The organism is Acinetobacter bohemicus ANC 3994, assembly GCF_000367925.1.
Classification (GTDB): Bacteria; Pseudomonadota; Gammaproteobacteria; order Pseudomonadales; family Moraxellaceae; genus Acinetobacter; species Acinetobacter bohemicus.
This window is the reverse complement of record NZ_KB849164.1, coordinates 943170-960528: the sequence shown is the minus strand read 5'-3', so window position 1 is coordinate 960528 and position 17359 is coordinate 943170. Positions and strand designations below refer to the sequence as shown.

Annotated in this window: 16 protein-coding genes and 2 pseudogenes; 6 read left to right on the top strand and 12 right to left on the bottom strand. The window is 37.1% G+C overall.

Going from position 1 to position 17359, the window contains the following annotated elements; genetic code table 11:
• Positions 1-61 precede the first annotated feature (61 nt).
• The 3 genes from F994_RS04445 to F994_RS04435 all read right to left on the bottom strand — a co-directional run bounded on the left by F994_RS04445 (position 62) and on the right by F994_RS04435 (position 1402).
• Positions 62-577 (bottom strand): hypothetical protein, encoded by a 516-nt coding sequence (locus F994_RS04445; protein ID WP_004648925.1) that lies wholly within the window; start codon positions 575-577, stop codon positions 62-64.
• 130 nt (positions 578-707) lie between these two features.
• Complete coding sequence (locus F994_RS04440; protein ID WP_004648924.1) at positions 708-1109, bottom strand: helix-turn-helix domain-containing protein; 402 nt, start codon at positions 1107-1109, stop codon at positions 708-710.
• Positions 1110-1111: 2 nt separating this feature from the next.
• A complete protein-coding gene (locus F994_RS04435) occupies positions 1112-1402 on the bottom strand; it encodes a type II toxin-antitoxin system HigB family toxin (RefSeq protein ID WP_004648922.1) in 291 nt (96 codons plus the stop codon).
• Between the two features lie 439 nt (positions 1403-1841).
• On the opposite strand from F994_RS04435, the gene F994_RS04425 reads away from it, so the two are divergent.
• A complete protein-coding gene (locus tag F994_RS04425) occupies positions 1842-2084 on the top strand; it encodes a hypothetical protein (protein ID WP_004648920.1) in 243 nt (80 codons plus the stop codon).
• A 120-nt stretch (positions 2085-2204) separates the two neighbouring features.
• Here F994_RS04425 and F994_RS04420 read toward each other — a convergent pair whose 3' ends face one another.
• Together F994_RS04420 and F994_RS04415 are read right to left on the bottom strand one after the other, a co-directional pair.
• Complete coding sequence (locus tag F994_RS04420; RefSeq protein ID WP_004648919.1) at positions 2205-4382, bottom strand: hypothetical protein; 2178 nt, start codon at positions 4380-4382, stop codon at positions 2205-2207.
• A 359-nt stretch (positions 4383-4741) separates the two neighbouring features.
• Positions 4742-5266 (bottom strand): hypothetical protein, encoded by a 525-nt coding sequence (locus F994_RS04415; protein WP_004648917.1) that lies wholly within the window; start codon positions 5264-5266, stop codon positions 4742-4744.
• 623 nt (positions 5267-5889) lie between these two features.
• Here F994_RS04415 and F994_RS17355 point away from each other — a divergent pair.
• The 3 genes and pseudogenes from F994_RS17355 to F994_RS04400 all read left to right on the top strand — a co-directional run.
• Entirely contained in the window at positions 5890-6039 is a 150-nt protein-coding gene (locus tag F994_RS17355) for a hypothetical protein (RefSeq protein WP_004648916.1), read from the top strand.
• A gap of 60 nt (positions 6040-6099) precedes the next feature.
• Positions 6100-6851 (top strand): IS5 family transposase gene (locus tag F994_RS17105; protein ID WP_407636529.1). Its coding sequence is split into 2 segments (ribosomal slippage): positions 6100-6334 and positions 6334-6851, totalling 753 coding nucleotides; the frame shifts between segments, so codons are not numbered across the junction.
• 9 nt (positions 6852-6860) lie between these two features.
• Positions 6861-7940, top strand: a pseudogene (locus F994_RS04400) (MFS transporter); the annotation flags it as partial.
• Here F994_RS04400 and F994_RS04395 read toward each other — a convergent pair.
• Complete coding sequence (locus F994_RS04395) at positions 7903-8808, bottom strand: LysR family transcriptional regulator (RefSeq protein ID WP_004648914.1); 906 nt, start codon at positions 8806-8808, stop codon at positions 7903-7905. The pseudogene F994_RS04400 and the gene F994_RS04395 sit on opposite strands and share 38 nt — an antisense overlap.
• 244 nt (positions 8809-9052) lie before the next feature.
• On the opposite strand from F994_RS04395, the gene F994_RS04390 reads away from it, so the two are divergent.
• Together F994_RS04390 and F994_RS04385 are read left to right on the top strand one after the other, a co-directional pair.
• Positions 9053-9547, top strand: coding sequence for a cyclophilin-like fold protein (locus F994_RS04390; protein ID WP_051061083.1), 495 nt, complete (start codon positions 9053-9055; stop codon positions 9545-9547).
• A 46-nt stretch (positions 9548-9593) separates the two neighbouring features.
• Positions 9594-10664, top strand: a complete 1071-nt coding sequence (locus tag F994_RS04385; RefSeq protein ID WP_004648911.1) for an alpha/beta hydrolase — start codon at positions 9594-9596, stop codon at positions 10662-10664.
• Positions 10665-11064: 400 nt separating this feature from the next.
• On the opposite strand, the gene F994_RS04380 is transcribed toward F994_RS04385, so the two are convergent.
• From F994_RS04380 to F994_RS04355, 6 genes and pseudogenes are all read right to left on the bottom strand, one after another.
• Entirely contained in the window at positions 11065-11493 is a 429-nt protein-coding gene (locus F994_RS04380) for a VOC family protein (protein WP_004648909.1), read from the bottom strand.
• 97 nt (positions 11494-11590) lie between these two features.
• Positions 11591-12448, bottom strand: coding sequence for a hypothetical protein (locus F994_RS04375; RefSeq protein WP_004648908.1), 858 nt, complete (start codon positions 12446-12448; stop codon positions 11591-11593).
• A 3-nt stretch (positions 12449-12451) separates the two neighbouring features.
• Entirely contained in the window at positions 12452-13147 is a 696-nt protein-coding gene (locus F994_RS04370) for a helix-turn-helix domain-containing protein (protein ID WP_004648907.1), read from the bottom strand.
• On the bottom strand, positions 13140-14273 hold the full coding sequence (locus F994_RS04365) for an integrase family protein (protein WP_004648906.1): 1134 nt from the start codon (positions 14271-14273) through the stop codon (positions 13140-13142). Before F994_RS04365 ends, F994_RS04370 begins: the two co-directional genes overlap by 8 nt.
• A 496-nt stretch (positions 14274-14769) precedes the next feature.
• Positions 14770-15117: pseudogene (locus F994_RS17730) on the bottom strand (hypothetical protein).
• A 1379-nt stretch (positions 15118-16496) separates the two neighbouring features.
• Positions 16497-16934: a BLUF domain-containing protein gene (locus F994_RS04355; RefSeq protein WP_004648902.1), complete on the bottom strand. Its 438-nt coding sequence runs from the start codon at positions 16932-16934 to the stop codon at positions 16497-16499.
• Positions 16935-17359: the final 425 nt, after the last annotated feature.

Sequence of the window (17359 nt, the reverse complement as noted above, 5' to 3'; positions counted from 1 at the left end):
AAGAAAACACGGACTATTCTTAAAGCTCAGATTCCACTACTTATTCCACATAGCCAAATAATTAGGCCGACTGTGTTTTTGCCTGCTCTAACTGCTGAAGTAGCTGATCACGCTGCGTTGTCTTACCCGCTATCTCCTGATCAAGTTGCTTTTCCTGCTCCAGTTTTTCTGCCAGCTGTTTGGGAATGCTATTGGACGGACGCCGTGGAATATTCACCTTTTCTTTTTTATTCTGCTGCTCAATCTTCGGCTGTGCGGTACGTATTAGTTGAGCAACACCTGATACGGCATTATCAAATGTCTGCTTATAATCATCACTAAAATCACCAGACAGTACAATTTCTTTACCGTTCAGCGAAGCTTTGAATACATCTGCACTTGCTCGAGCAAATAAAGTTAATTCTTGACCACCAGCAAATAAAAATACAATCGGCGCAACACTGACGCCACCTTTACGCTGCACCTTTTTTACTTCTGTCAGGGGAATAGATTGTCCAGATGCCTTCTCTAAAGCGCGTTTGATCTTTTGAACATACGGCGTTTGATCTGTAATAGTAGTAAGGTTGAGATTGCCCATAAAAAAAGCCCTATTGTTGAATAGGGCAATTTTGACTGAATATTATTGATACTCTTAAAGTCAGTTCCAATATTATTCATCCCCCATTGAGGGATGAATAATCACTAACTAAATTACAGAGTAGTTTTTCTTAAAAAAATGTATCTGCAGAAACATTAAATCTTGTAGATAGAGCCTTAATATGGCGGATATTCAACTGGCGCTTGCCACTCAAAATCTCAGAAATAACAGATTGGGTTGCGACTTCAGGTAGATCTGATTGGCTTAAATTATGCTGTTCCATTAAAAATTCTAATGCAGTACGCCCATCACCTTGAGGCATTGGCAAATGCTCATCTTCATACTCTGATACTGAGTTCCCAAGCTGATGTACGAGCCCCATTAAAGGATGGCTCTCATCATCTCCAACAATATCAAGTAATTCATCTAATGCCTCAACAAGCGCATCAAAATCTTCTTTTGTTTCAGGCTTGGTTAGCAATGGTGAAACATAACGCCAATGGTCTACTGCCTGTTTAATCATTGCATTCATATTTAACCCTCCTTCCAATTTTCATTGTCATATTCTTTATGTGTCAGTACATGCCGAATATAAACCTTCTTGGCTTTATACATAACCACAGCAATTAACCTGATTTTATTTCCGCCAATATCGAATACATAGAATTTCCCTACTTTATCTACAGCAGGAAAAAGTGCTTTCATTGCAGCAAAGTCCTTAGGATCATTTGCTTTTATAATTCGATACCAGCCATCTAATGCACTTTGGGCATGCGGCCATTTCTGACTTGCTTCAGTAATTCTGGCGTGAGTAATAACGTGCATCATCTTTATCGCATTTTGCTATAAATCTAGGATAAAAGAAATTATCGCATTTTGCAATAACCTTACTACTTCTTAATCATTTTTATGACAAAATGCAAAATTAAATTTATAAATTGTCATATTTTTCTGTTATATAGATACAATAATGTTTATCAGCAGTAATTTAAAATGAATATTAGTGTTAAAGAAATTAATAAACATATTGAAGAATTCAAGAAAACTAAAAAGGGTCCAAACTTACTCGTTATTGGGTATATGACCTACTCCAAGCTAATGAAAGATGCAAAGTTTCATGAGCACGTCACTAAAGACATAAAGGACCCAATGATCAGATATTATCGGGGTATAGAAATAAAAATGGTGACTAAGAAGCACCATTTTGAAATTCAGTGAGACATAAAAAAGCCCTGCTTTCACGAGGCTTTATAAAGGAAAAATTATGGCAAAAAAACCGTCTTATACTGAAAACTTAATAAGAACTCCTAGAAAACGCAGTATTTATTTTTGGGCTCGCCGAGGAATTTCGTTCATAGTTGCTCTTGGTATTGGTGGATGGCTTAAATTATATATTGGTGATATTGGTTCACTTATTGCTGGCACTACTATATTTTTTCTGGTTTATATCTTTATCTCTCATTATCTTGCTTTAGCAGTCATGGCTGTTGAAGATATGATGAGTTAGTCTAAAGAGCAAAATTGACACAAAAGAATACCGCCATCACGGCGGTATTCTTATTTAATCATTATCTACAAGGAAAATTTGTTATTTTCTTTAATTGGTAAGACGTTGATACAGTACCACTTAACCATTTTGATTATTCCCCATTCCAAGTCCACCAGTAATAGCGTGCGCTAATAGACGATCGCTTACATTTTGGTTAATGTTACCACTATTTTGATTTACAACAACGACTTGCTGAGGGCTTGGAGATGTTAAATATTCTTTGGCTGGCTCTACTTGTGTATTAATCTTAGGCGGATTAAATGACGCACCTAGAGAACTTGTACGTGTAATCGTAGGCGTTTCCGAAGTTTTTGCAGCAAGCAAAGAAGCCGTATTATTTTTTGCACTATTTACGATTGATGTAGCTTGGTTACTAACTGGCGTTTTTGAACTCGTAGACTGTTTTCTGTTATTTAAAATCTCTTCACTGGCCTTACGCATAGCCTCAACACCTCCATGACGGGCTTTATTTAAACCATCACCGTCATAGTTGCCAACGCCATGTGCATTTTTCACGCCTGCCCATTGTTGAGAAGTTTTATTTGCCAAGGCAACACCGTTTTTCGTTTCAATCCATTTGTCTAGCTGTTTCTTTCCACCTGCATAGTGAATAGCCAGCTTATCTTGGTTCTCTGCGTTAAATATATCACTGTCTTTAAAACCTGCTTGCTCAGCCATTTTCGCAAATGCACCTTTATTCCAAATATTCTGATATCGCCCTGCCCCTGTTGACTTTGATCCTGCTTTAATCAATTGCTTTTGATATGCCTTAACCTCACCAAAAGTCATTTGTGAAATTGGTTTAGGTGGTCTAATCGGGGCACCACTATAGACTGCATCATATCCAGATGTACCAAATGCCCCTTTGGTTGATTCTCCTCGTGCAATTTCATCTAACAGTGGAGCATATTCACTCGCTGAAAATGAATTTAAAGACGCTCCACCAAACTGTGCAGGCTGATCTACCCCTTGCCCGCCGTATTGTTTCCGATATAAGTATGATGAATCCCCGCCAGATAGCTTTTGTTTTATCCAGTCATAGCCATCTTTAATTAGACTGGCACTCTTTCCAGCTGGCGTTAAATTAAAAGCCTTCGTGGCAAGGTCAATAAAACTGTCCCAGCCAGCCTTTAAAATACCGGGTGAATCTGCTGCCTTTAAGCTGTCTGTCCATTCCTTAAAATATGGCGCTACAGTACTGCCCAGCTTATCACCCACCCAAGCACCAACCATGCCGCCAACAAGGGTTCCTACAGGCCCTAGTAGACTTCCAGCAATCGCACCGACAGTACCACCTGCAAGACTACCTACCGTACCGCCTTTCTCTTCGGTATTCTGACTTTTCCAATCACTGAATGACAATGCAGTAAGTAAAGCCCCTATGACTGGCAACCCTTTACCAAGTTTCAACAGTTTGGTTAAACCCTTACCACCTTTGCCTAATAAACCACCTAATAGACCTCCACCAGCACCCAAAAGTTTACCAATACCGCCCAGCAATCCACCTCTTGAGGCCAAGTTGTCAGCAATCTTTTGAAGCATCTTAATTTGCTTCTTATTGTGTTCGCTTTCTTCCTTAGGCAATGGCTCACTGCGTTTACGGCTCTTCATCAGGCCGGACAAAGGACGCAGCATAAAGCCGGCAACACGTTTAACTGGAGAAAGTACCGTTGCCACTTCATTTATTGCATCAATGGTCGGATCTACGCCTTGAGGGGTGGTGTTTAAACCATTTGTTATCGCCGTACTGAGCGTTTGAGTAATTTTACCTAAGGCTGATGATCCACTCTCTTGGCCAGAACCAATAAACCGGCCATTTGCATCCCGCTGGCGGTCTGATCCCAGTTCACGCGCAATGCTTTCCTGCGAATCAATTGTGACTGAATCATTCTGTATTGCAGACCGCTTTGGCTTCGCTTTTGAATTAGATGACTGTACTGATTCAGAGACTAGATCCTCTACTGTCTCCAACAATTGATTTATAGCAGTTGTAGCCTGTCTTTGTTCTCGGATCAAATCCTCTGAATTAACCGGCTCACGTTGTGCATCAATCAATGCCTGTGCCAAGGCGCTCAGTTTAGGCTGAGAAGGTTCATGCTGATACTGTTGGCTTTCTCTGGCTTTTAAAGCCTGTTCAAGCAGATTAATAATCTGCTCTACATTCTTATCAATCTTGGCAACATCACGACCAGTCTTTTTCAAGCCAATCAGAAAACCCAGCTCATCATATTGCAAACCACTTGCAGATTGAGACATAAAAAAATCACCCTATTTTATATAAGGTGATTGTTGATTATCTGTATTCAATAAGTTCCTGTCAGTTCCAGTTATGCCAAGAATAAAAAAGCTACCTAATGGTAACTTTTTAAAAAGTAACTTATAACAATAAAGAACTAATAACCTATTAGATTTCTCATTTTGGTTTGCTTTTACCTAACCCTTTCGGCATAGAATCACCAACTATTTTAATTGGTGGAGTAGGTATGGTTGGAGGCACTGGTTTAATAGTACTCATCTTGTTATCACCTTATCTTTATCAAGGCTTCTCTCTTCTACAATAACGGGAGGTCTGTTTACATCAGGTGGTGTTGGTCTATTGTAATTAATCATAATTATTAAATAACAAGTGTATCAATTACGATCAATATTACTGTTAATACCAACAATAAACCACAGAATTTTATCTCTTTAAACGCATTTTTGAGATAATTAACTTTAATACGATTTCTGGCATCATACATCTGTATTGCTTGGGTAAGATCTTTAGCTAAATTATATTGAACAGTAGGTAAATCATTTTGTATAAAAAAATTTATCATTTCGCTATCACTCTTAAGCCGTCCCACCTCACTAACTTCAACCACATGAAATAAGAACCTCGCGATACAACACAAACTAATAAAAATTAAAACGATCAAAAAAACAATAATATAAAAGAGAAAATCTTTTTCATTAGTATCAAATAAATATTGCTTAGAAAAAATACTTAACGCTGCAATAATTATTGAAGTGAATGTTAAATACTTAGCTGCTTTATCTTCTAATTTTGAATGTTGAGCCTTAGTATCATCGAATTCTTTTAATTGAAAGTCAAAAAGAGCCTTGTACACAGCCTCATCGTATTTATCTTTATTTTCCATACTTACTTAAGTGATCATTTATTATTTATAAGTATTATGAGTGCTTAGATATTCAAAAGCCACCAGAAGGTGGTCTAATAATTACTTGATCTCTTTCATAAATCAAAAAAGGATCATATTTTTGATGATAATATGTACTGAAAATATTGCAATATCCATACATAATCTGTGTATGAAATACATCGACTCAAAGAAGCTTTCTGATTCTCAGTTTAAGCGATACACTGGCATCTCATTTAATGCTTGAGTAATTGCAGAGGCATACTCCAACTAAAGGCAGACCACCTAAGTTAGGCTTGGAGGATGAGATTCTTTTCTCCCTGAGCTATTGGCGTAACTAGGATACTGGGAGTAGTCCAAGACTAACTTTTTCTAAGAGAAATGTGGCCGTTCAACACAAGTGCTCTGACATAATAATCAAAAACTTGTGTATTCAAATTGATGAACAATATCACTTTAAATGGCTGAAGAATTTAACCGCACCATCGACTTTTTAAACATTCATAAATAGAACTCATAAGTCTATTCGTATTTCAGAATCTAATCTGTTTCCCAAATCTTTGTTAATCTGCTGACTTCTTCGAACACCTCAATGCTTTATTTTGATCAAAGCAGGAAGTCTTATGTCACTCTCTCCCAATCTAACTGCCCCAGTGATGGCGCCATCAAGCCCTCCTGCTTGGGGAGCTGTCTGGGTAATGTCTTTGTGCTGTGCTGTGCTGATTGCCTCTGAATTTATGCCCGTCAGTTTACTAGGGCGTGTCCTCATTTGAAGAATGGATGTTAAAGACTTAAAATAATATTCCAAATTAGTTGTATTTCAATATTATTCAATGGCACGTACTCTTTTAACAGATAATATTTGGCAGCAAATCCAAGATACAATGCGATTACACGGTTGCTACTGTTCAAAGAATAGTAGAAATATCATGGAAGCTATCTTATGGAAACTACGTACAGGTGCGACATGGCGTGATATTCCTCAAGAATTTTGTCCTTGGCAAACTGCTTATAATCGTTTTAATCGTTGGGCAAGTAAGGGGTTGTGGAATAAATTTTTTTTAGATTACGTGGCGTCTTGGATCAAGAATGGGTATTCATTGACGGAAGCTACATACGCGTGCATCAGCATGCAAGTGGAGCTCGGAATGGTTTCGAAAGAGCAATTGGACAATCACGTGGTGGGCGAACAACAAAAATACATCTTGCAACCGACGCGAATGGATTACCGATTGATTTTAAAATCACTGGGGGTCAAGTCCACGATAGCCAAGTTGCAGAGCAATTGATAGAGACTGTAGAAAAAGCAGATTATTTAATTGCAGATAAGGGATATGATGCTGAGACCATCAGAATATTGATTAAAAATAAAAATATGATTCCAATTATTCCAATGAGATCAAATAGTAAAAGATTAAATAAAGAATTTGATAAATATCTATATCGATTAAGGCATTTAGTTGAGAATGCGTTTGCGAGGTTAAAACATTTTCGAGCGATTGCAACCCGATTTGATAAGCTTGCACGAAATTATCAGTCTATGATTTACATTGCTTGCATGTTTATTTGGTGTAAAGCCAAATGAGGACACGCCCTAACCCCCATCGCATCCGATTTAAATATGAGTGAAGGACAAGTCGGACAGGCGATTGCCATTTCAGGGATTTTCGCAGTGCTGAGTAGTTTAACCATCAGCAAAATCACCAAACAGTGGGATCGACGTCATGTGATTCTGGGTTTAACCATTCTGATGATTATTTCAGGCATTATGGTGACCCTTGCGCATAATTCACTATTATTTATGACTGGACGCGCCCTTTTGGGTATTGTCATTGGTGGTTTTTGGGCCATCTCCACTTCAATTGTGATGCGACTAGTTCCCTTTAACCAAGTACCCAAAGCACTGGGGCTTTTAAATGGTGGCAATGCTTTGGCCGTCACAGTGGCTGCACCGCTTGGAAGTTTTTTAGGTTCAATCATTGGTTGGCGTGGTGCTTTCTTTTGTATTGTGCCTATTGCCATCATGGCTTTACTTTGGCAAATCAAAAGTATGCCCGCTTTGCCAGCCGTTAATACGCAACAAAAATCTGGACAGGTATTTTCTTTATTAAAACGACCAGTGGTTGTTTTGGGCATGCTTGGTGTTTTGTTCTTATTTATGGGACAGTTTGCGCTGTTTACCTATTTACGTCCATTTTTAGAAAGTGTGACTCTGGTCAATACCAATATGCTTTCAACCCTGCTTCTAGTCTTGGGTCTGGCAGGCTTGGTTGGAACCTTCGTGATCAGTCATATTTTACATCGCCATGTGTACCGCTACCTGTTCTTTATTCCAATCGGCATGGCTCTGGTAGCAACAGCTCTTATTTTCTTTGGGCATCAAATTTGGATCGTTGCTTTATTGATGGCAGTTTGGGGTTTTATTGGAACGTCAGCGCCCGTGGCTTGGAATACTTGGCTTACCCGCACTTTGCCGCATGATGCAGAATTAGGTGGGGGCTTAATGGTGGCCATTATACAACTGGCGATTACTTTAGGTGCAACACTCGGTGGAGTATTGTTTGATACTCAAGGCTATCAAGCTACCTTCGTGTTTAGCGCATTGATTTTACTCTTAAGTGCTGTATTTTCATTACTTACTTGGCGTCATCTGTTACACGCAAAGTATCAATAACCAGTTTTAACGCGGGAGATTGCTGTCGTCTATGCGGATAATATAAATGATAGCCCGGAAAGGTAATACTGTACGCTTCAAGTACTTTAATTAAACGCCCCTGTTCCAGATCATCTTGCACCATATCTTCAGGAATATACGCCAGGCCTAATCCGAGTCTTACGGCATCTACACTATGGTAAGACTCGTTAAAAACCCACTGCCCTTGTATTTTAATTTTAATTTCTAAACCATCTTTAACAAACTCCCACGCATAAATGCCACCCTGTATAGTCAGCCTAAACCCAATACATTGATGCTGTGTCAATTCTTGAGGTGTTTGTGGCCTACCATTTTTCTCAAAATATTCGGGTGTCGCCACCACCACCATATTGACATCTTGACCGATACGCACTGCAATCATTCCATCTGCCACGCGGCTACCAAAACGCACGCCTGCATCAAAACGTTCCGCCACAATATCCACCATGCCACTGTTTGCTGTTAATTCAACATGGACATCGGGATAAAGCAGACTCAGATTTTTGAGTTTAGGTAATAAAATTTGTCGGATGGCATGACTACTGGCATTAATTCTAATTGTACCTGCTGGCGTATCTCTCAATTTGGTCAGAAGTGAAAGTTCATTGTCAATTTGGTCAAAATTGGGACTGATAGTTTGTCGTAACCGTTCACCCGCTTCAGTGACTGAAACACTCCGTGTGGTACGCGTGAGCAATAAAATTCCGAGTCGTTCTTCTAGTCCGCGAATGGTATGGCTTAATGCAGATTGGGACACTCCCAGTTTACCCGCAGCTTTGGTAAAGCTTCCTTCCCGAGTCACCATCAGAAAGGCATACAAATCATTATAATTTTCTTTGGTGATCATCCGTGTATTCCTCTCAAGATTAAAGCCTGTCTACGTTTAATTATATCGATTAATCAAAGCAATTTTAGCTTAATTGATGAAATTTACTCATAAGTTTATGTCTGTTTTTTAGTCTAATCATTTTTCTTGAAAGCACTTACACTCAATTCATTGGAGTTCCTTGAGTTGCTATTTTAGATGCGCTCAAAACCGATTTAAAAGTATTTGAATCCTTCAGTTTAATGGAATTGAGATGATCTCAATCATGAATAAAACACAGTATTCCTTGGTTGTTTTTGGCTATTTAAGCTTGCTCTTGGTTCTTTTAAGTTTAAGTGTAATAAATGCCGAAGCCAAAAACCGAGTCGATCATCATTCACAAAAGAAGCGTTTAAACATGAATATTCGAATTCAGATTGAAGGATCAAAACAGCCGATTTCGGTGACCTTAATTGATTCACCCACGACGCAAGATTTTATTCAACACCTGCCTCTAACTTTGACCTTAAAAGACTATGCAGCATCAGAGAAAATCGCCCATCTTCCTCAAAAATTATCAACTCAAGGTGCACCTAAAGGCTATGCAGGAAAATCAGGTGATCTTACTTATTTCGCACCGTGGGGCAATCTTGCATTTTTCTATAAAGATTCTGATGTTGGATATGCCAACGGATTAATTTTCCTTGGAAAAATGGATGCATTACCAAACGATTTTTCTCAAAAAGATGAGCTGAATGTTTTGATCAGCCAAGTGAAATAGAGCATCAACTGCCCTTTTATCAATTTTATGTTTATTGGAAATCATCATGCAACTCTCTAAATTCACACAGAAACTTCGAGTTTCTACAGCAAGCACACTTTTAGTCGCAACAATAGCTCTATTTTCTACCCCCTCAACAATGGCAGCAGATATGTCAAATGATGCAAATAATTTTTATCAAAGCTCTCAAGTCACTGTTCAAAAAGTGACCTTTAAAAACCAATACAATATGAATATTGTGGGTAATTTAGTCCTTCCAAAAAATTTAAAGAAGAATAGCAAAGCACCTGCCATTGTTATCGGACATCCAATGGGTGCAGTAAAAGAGCAAAGTTCGATGCTCTATGCGCAAAAGCTGGCTGAACAAGGTTTTGTCACCTTAGCGATTGATCAATCTTTTTGGGGTGAAAGCGAAGGGCAAGCGCGTAATGTGGTTGCACCTGATATTTATGCAGAAGCGTTTAGTGCAGCGGTGGATTATTTAGGGACGCGTGGTTTTATTGATCGCAACCGAATTGGTGCTTTGGGTATTTGTGGAAGTGGGAGTTTCGTGATTAGCGCTGCTAAAATTGACCCGCGTATGAAAGCGATTGCAACCGTCAGTATGTACGATATGGGTGCTGCAAACCGTAATGCCCTAAACTACTCTCAGACTTTAGCGCAGAGAAAACAAATCATTGCAGATGCAGCTCAACAACGTTATGTTGAATTTACGGGTGGGAAAACTGAATATACCAGTGGTACAGTACATGAGTTAACAGCAGACACGCATCCAATTCAACGTGAGTTTTTTGACTTTTATCGAACATCACGCGGTGAATTCACCCCTAAAGGTGCTGACTCAAAAACAACCACACATCCCACTTTGACCAGTAATGTGAAGTTTATGAACTTCTATCCGTTCAATGATATTGAAACCATTTCACCTCGTCCAATGTTGTTTATTACTGGTGATCAGGCGCATTCAAAAGAGTTTAGTGAAGAGGCGTATAAACTTGCAGGACAATCGAAAGAACTGTATTACGTTAAAGGCGCAGGACATGTTGATTTATATGACCGTACCGATCTCATTCCATTTGATAAATTGACTAATTTTTTTACTAAAAACTTAAAATAACCATTATTTTAGCCAAGTTGGGTAGACTCAAATCAACTTGGCGTTTTTTAATTGGAAGCCCAGATTATTGTACAACCATGATGCGAAAAAAATATTTTGATTTATGAAAGAGATTTACTAAATTAATTATTTAATTTTAAGAAGCTTTAGCACCTAATCTGATGTAGCTGGCATTTTTCGCAATACTAGAATCATTTAAATCACACCTAATGCAAAAATGTAGCAGCTGTAATGCAAGAGTAGCCTTTATGTAAAGCATATATTGCCACTCCTACCAAAAAATCAAATCAATCTGAATTTTCTTTCACTTTTTGCATACTTAATACAAACCAGGACCTTTTATCAATCATTAAAAGTATAAAAACAGCGAAGCATTATTCACTCTTTTGTTCAAACTATTTTATTCGGGACGCAACCATGGGGTGACAGTTAATCCAATCAATATCCCTTCAGGGCTAAGGAACCGAGTAACCGACTGCCCCCAAGGTTCAACACGGTTATTAACCAATAAGTAATAACCTTTAGAAATCATTTGCTCTGAAACCACAGCAATATCTTCAACTTCAAACTCAATCCAGCTCTGCGGAGCGGTTATATTGGATGGCCAGTCTTCTGATCCAAAACAAGATTGCGCAGCCTGAGCAAGCGGCCACAGCGCAAAATGATTCACACCCCCTATCTCACCTTTCTCACAGGAAAGATAAGTTTCATTACCTTCCATTGCTCTCAAGGGTAAATTTAAAGTATTTACATATAAGGATTGGCTTTTCTCATGAGACTGAGTAATGGGACCAAATCCAGCAACAAATAGAACATTTAGAGGGTGCATACTGTCGAGTCTTATAGTTATAAAGTAGGTTATATTTATAAACACAATCGTTTATTTATCAAGAATAAAAACAACAAATGATTTATTGCCTACTCATTTAATGCAAACCAGAATCTTTTGGGGGAAATTCATCTTCCTCACTCTCTCCAGCCTCAATAATTTCAAGCTTACGCTGGAATGCTGCACGTTTGCCTTCTTTCATTTTCTCTTTAGCTTCCTGTAGTTTTCTTTCAGCATCTGAAACAACAGCTGTACGCCGTGCCTGCACTTCCGATAAATCCTTGAGGTCTTCCAGTTCAAAGCCCCAAAACAATGCCTCTGACCGCGCAATGTTGGCTAAGGTGATACTTTGCTTAACATTTAACTCAACAATTTGACTGATCAGCCCCATCTTAAATTTTACATTCTTGAAAATCTGTTCAGTTTCTTCAGTGATTGGCCCGTTTATATCGATCTGTAACACTTCATCGCGGATGTGGATCACACTATCAATTGTATCGCCTGCAAGCTCACCTAAACCTGCTAGACGGTAGCGGTTTTTCTTGATAATTGAAGCTGATGTTAATTTGGTTTTTTGCACCCTGTCATCAGAATCAAAATTACCCGAGCTTTGACTAGTAAAATCAGGTAAAAATGACGGATTTTTGACGTCATTTTCAGACCTATTTTTATCTTTATTATCATCACCTTGTGAGCTTTTCTGACCAGCCTTTTGACTAGTCATTTTTTTGATCTCATTATTGAGCTCACGGGCACTCTTTTTGACTAGTGATTTAGTCCTCTTCTTCCATTTTTCAGCCAATGCTTTACGGCGCACAACCGACGCCGAAGGCATTTCACAGCCCAGTTCTTCAGCAACAAAATCTACCAGCTGCTGCCATGTCAACTTAGGAGATGTTTCATACACCTCCTTTAATCGATCCCAAACCTCTTGAGGATAAGATTGCACAGCCATAAATTAACCCAACCCAGAACCATCTAAAAAATCCATCTGCTTATCTTGGCAATCACTTTTCGGCAATGTGGTTTGAGAAAAACGTGTTTTTCTTGATTTTTTAAGATCAAGTAAAATTTTCTCCTGTACATCACCTTCATCGCGCTCAAAAATATCATCTAAGCCTTTGGCCAAGTAATTGAATTGAATCGCCCGATCCTTTTCACAAGCTTTAATTGTTTGGATCAGTTCAATCATAGCTGGCTGTAATTTATCATTTGAGCATTGATCCAATAAATATTGGTTCACTACAGTTTTAGCATGCTCTAATAGCTGCATGCTAAGAGCTTTAGGGAAGCTGGTGATATGCATTGCCCAAAGCTTAGAAATCTGGAAGGTTACGGCGTTAATATTCTCGGTAATTTGCTCACCAAAGCCGTTAAACAGAAGACCAGCTACTGATTCCGTCTCATTCAATTCAGGATTAATTGTAAAACCCAGTACCCAATCTACTGAAACCCGGTAAAGACTGCACATCACCTGAAGTAATTCTGCATCTGGTAGAGTTTTTCCATTCTCCATTTCACTAATACGATTTTTTTGTGCTACGCCAAATAATTCGATAGCAACTTCATGCTGAAGCATACCGCTGCGTTCACGCGCCAGCGCAAGTTTACGACCGATCATTGCACGAGTTTCTAAATCAGATTGTTTAGCCACCAGTTACATCCATACGTGGTTTGGCGGTATGGTTTAACAATCGTTTGGTCACATAAATGTTGAATCTAAGCAAATTACAGATCGTTGCAAATGTACGTCTGAAATCATGCATAGAGACATAGAAGCCCACTTCTTCGCCTATGATTTTTAATAATCGATCAACCTTTGTAGCATGTATATTTGCAGATGTAGGTATTTTGGTTGCAGGAAACACCCAGTCATTTTCACGAAGCAAGAAACGATCTTTTAAAATTGAAAGTAGATGATCCCCGATGGGAAAAATATGATCTGTGCCGTTCTTTGTATCCCTAAAAATTACCGTACCATTTTTAAAATTAATATCAGTCCATTTTAGTTGGCAAACCTCTTGACGGCGGCAACCTGTATACATTGCAAACAATAAAATATCTCGATTGGTATTTGAACGTGCAGTGTTCTCTAAGTTAAGCTCATCCTGATAATTTAAGACAGCATTATAATATTTATGAATCACCTCTTTATTCAAATGACGTTCGCGTCGTTCAATAGTATTCCACCCCTTAGTGACAGCAATTACGTCAACCGGATTGGTTTTTAAAATTGGATTATCATCGTTGGAGTACAGCACATGCATGTACTTCCACAACGTACCTAATAACGAAATTGCACCATTGGCAGAAGATGGACTAATTTGAGTAACCTCAAGGAACTTTTCAAGTACTTCATTTTTTGTAATTTCAAATAGCTTTCTTTTGGACCAACCTAAATATAAATCAAAGTATTTATTATATTGGCGCACAGTTTTTGGCTTAAAATCATTCTGTTTTATATAGATGTCTAAAGCTTCACCCACAGTCATATCTAATGGATTGTTGACTGACTTTACTTTCGCTGGCTTCTGGTACTCTCCGTTGGCAATCTTTGCCAAAATCATTTGTGCTTTTGCTCGGGCAGATAAAGTAGATATTTCATTAGTTTTACCAAGGGCAATACGAAAGAGCTCCCCTGCATGGCGACGTTCTATAATATAAGATTTAGATTTACTGGTTGCCCGAACTGCAAAGCCAATCAATTCAGAGTCACGGTAAATTTTTTGACCTGATTCAGACAATGGGATAGCATCAACATTAGATTTGTTGAGTTTCATGTTTATTTCATCAAACTTTAGCGATTAATGATTTAATCATTTTTCTCAACAGTCTACAAATAGTCTACAAGCTAAAAAATGCAGCAATAATGCGCCCGTAAAATACAACATAAGTATATGTATTACATAATTATTTAAATTAAAACCAACCGACAAGCATACTATAGAAAAAGTAGAATCCACTTAGTTTGTGTTGGATTGGTAGGGAGAGCATATGGTTGTAATCAGTTGTATTTTCAATGACTTAAAATAACATATAGTTGCATCACATTGCATAGCTTTGCTCTCAATTGCAGTTCAACAGTCTACAAATCTAAAAATAACTATTTTTAGATTTGTAGACTGTTATCAAATTGCCTTAAATTTTATAATTTTAAAGGAAAAATTAAACCATTAGATATATAACAAATATATGATTAATCAATTGGATTATACGTCTTCATCAGCTTTTTCAAGAAGGAAACACTTCAGGCATTCAGCATAAATATTTTGCTAATCAAACATTTCTATCTTTCATAGCAGGCATCAATATTTCTTTTACGCAAGTTGCATTAATCGTAGAAATGATAAATTTTATTACTTGAATCACATCCGATAGAGGAATTAAAGAATGATTTGTTTCTGCTAAAATTAATTTTTTACCATTATGGTTATCCACTCCCTATGTTGAACCTATTAGTATCACTTTAGCATTGTCAGATAGTTTCAAATTATCTATACTTTCCGGAGCCGAACGAGAAACCCCATAAACCGTATCTATGGAATCTTGTAGTAACTCTGCAATCGCTTTTCCAAGACCTTTGCTGACACCATAAATCAAAAATGTTTTACTAAAGCTACTCATATAATTTAATTAATTATTAAAACTAGATTCAGCATAAAACCTCAAGTTGAGTTGAAGTCAATATTTTTATTCCGACTATACTTCACTTAATTTTTCGGCATTAGTTCCATACCCATCTTATTTTTTTGCCACACCTCAATATTTGGCTGTACAAGCTCAGCCTTTTTATTAAACAAATTACATACCATAAATCGATTAAAATGTGATCAAATTAACAAACAAGGCTGAACTTAGAATAGTTATGCTCTATTTTATTTTGCGGAGAAATGAGCCATATATCTGTAGTTAACTTAGAATCGCTTCAGGTCAGTACAGAAATCTATCCTATCAGCGGCTTGTATCTGAAAAGGAGGTGTTTTCATGAAATTTGTGTTAAGCATTCTTTGCGGCTTGTTTTTTTGCGGTGGATTGCTTATTTCAAGTAATGTATCAGCGGAAAAGCAAGAAAAAGTTCCTTGGGGTTGTGATGCTTATAGCTCATCTACGTGCTATTTCAGTATTCATTATAGCTCTGGTGGAAATAGGAACTTCACAATGCGTGGCGGTGAACGGGACAAAATCTCGGGTGTCGTACCAGTTAAAGATCAATATTGTGTATGTGTAGGTATACCAACACCCAGTGATCTAACCCAGTGTAATAATGGATACCAAGGCAAATTCTGTAAGAGAGGTATAGTAAATCGTAGTTACAACAATTAATGAGCTCCCATCTTATGATGGGTATCATTGGTGTAGTCTCGGAGATCTTCAATACAAACTAAGACAGACCATTTACTCATAAGAGTTTTATCGGCGTGCCCATATATAAAGTATACCTGTATGCGTTGTAATAGAAGATCATGTTGTGTCGCAATGCTGGTGGAAACTGTTGGTATGGTTAGTTCTGTGATTAAGCTATCAGCGAGTATTTTAAAATAGATAAAACCCGTTATACAACATAATAGTCGTTATACGGAATTTTCTTAAATATCTTTTTTAAAACAGTTAAGAACCTATTCCAATCTTAAAAATAGCAAAAAGCCGGCTTGGAAACAAGTCGGCTTTTTATATACAACTCTGGAATATATCACCAATAAAAATGATTAATATTTGATCACCACAACACTTTATTGTGTTCTACCAATTCATCCACTGTTCAAACTATCCAAAATTTTTGCGGATGCTCCTTGAGAGGATATTTATCTGACATGTTTTACCCTCTAAATTATATTTCGTATAGCTCCTGCCTACAGTTAAATTATTTGTTTATTTAAGAAATGAATACCCCTAAGAATTGGTTATTTATATATTCATCAATTTTTAGCTTATTTTCTCGATATAACATTAACATAAAATTTCTTATGCAAAATAGTCCTAAAATAGGATCTTTTTGTATCAAATTAAATATAATATTCCCATTCATTTTGTTTGGATAAAATTTTCAGAAATGGCCCAATTGTTAATGTATTCAGTAAAAATGGATTGAACTCATTATTGTAATGTTCTAAAAAGAAAGTTCTTATATTGGCATTAAGTGGAGCAAATTTCATAGCCCATTGGTCAAACAATCGAACTTTAGACTCTTCAAAATAAATTAACTGACAAGAAACATGACGCTTATCTTTTAAAATTTTATTAAAATATAAATCGTTCACAGTTGACTTCTTTCCTTCTAAACATTGAATAAAATAACCATTACCATAGCAAAGGACTCCAGTTATATCTTCTTGAGTATTGTAGTTAATTGAAGTAGTTAAAATATCCATTAAATCTAATTTAAAAGTATCATCATTCCGATAAAATTGACTGACATACACAAGCCTGATACATCCTATCATTACAAAAAACCTTCTATTGCCTTAAAATATAAATAAACTGTCAGCTTTATTGAGTATACAGAATGACCTCATAATAAAATAAACCTAACGGATAAAAAATTAAATTAATATTTCAAGTTTTATACTTAATATTGATAAATATGCTATACGCTCTGAAACAAAATACATAATATTAAAATAAAGCCATTCATTTTAAGAACAATACTTTTTCTTTAGTTCTTCAATTAACAAGCTCTTTTATCTCTTTGCCATTATTGTAGATCCAACGCTAAAATTGAGAGATAGCACTAGAAAAATCGCTTTTATTAATAAGTGTTAGCATGGTGTGATAAATTTATCTATAGCACAGGCATCAGTAGTAATAATTTTAATATCAACATGGCCATTTGCTAGATTAGCCCACTCAAATAAAAAAAAAACCCCAT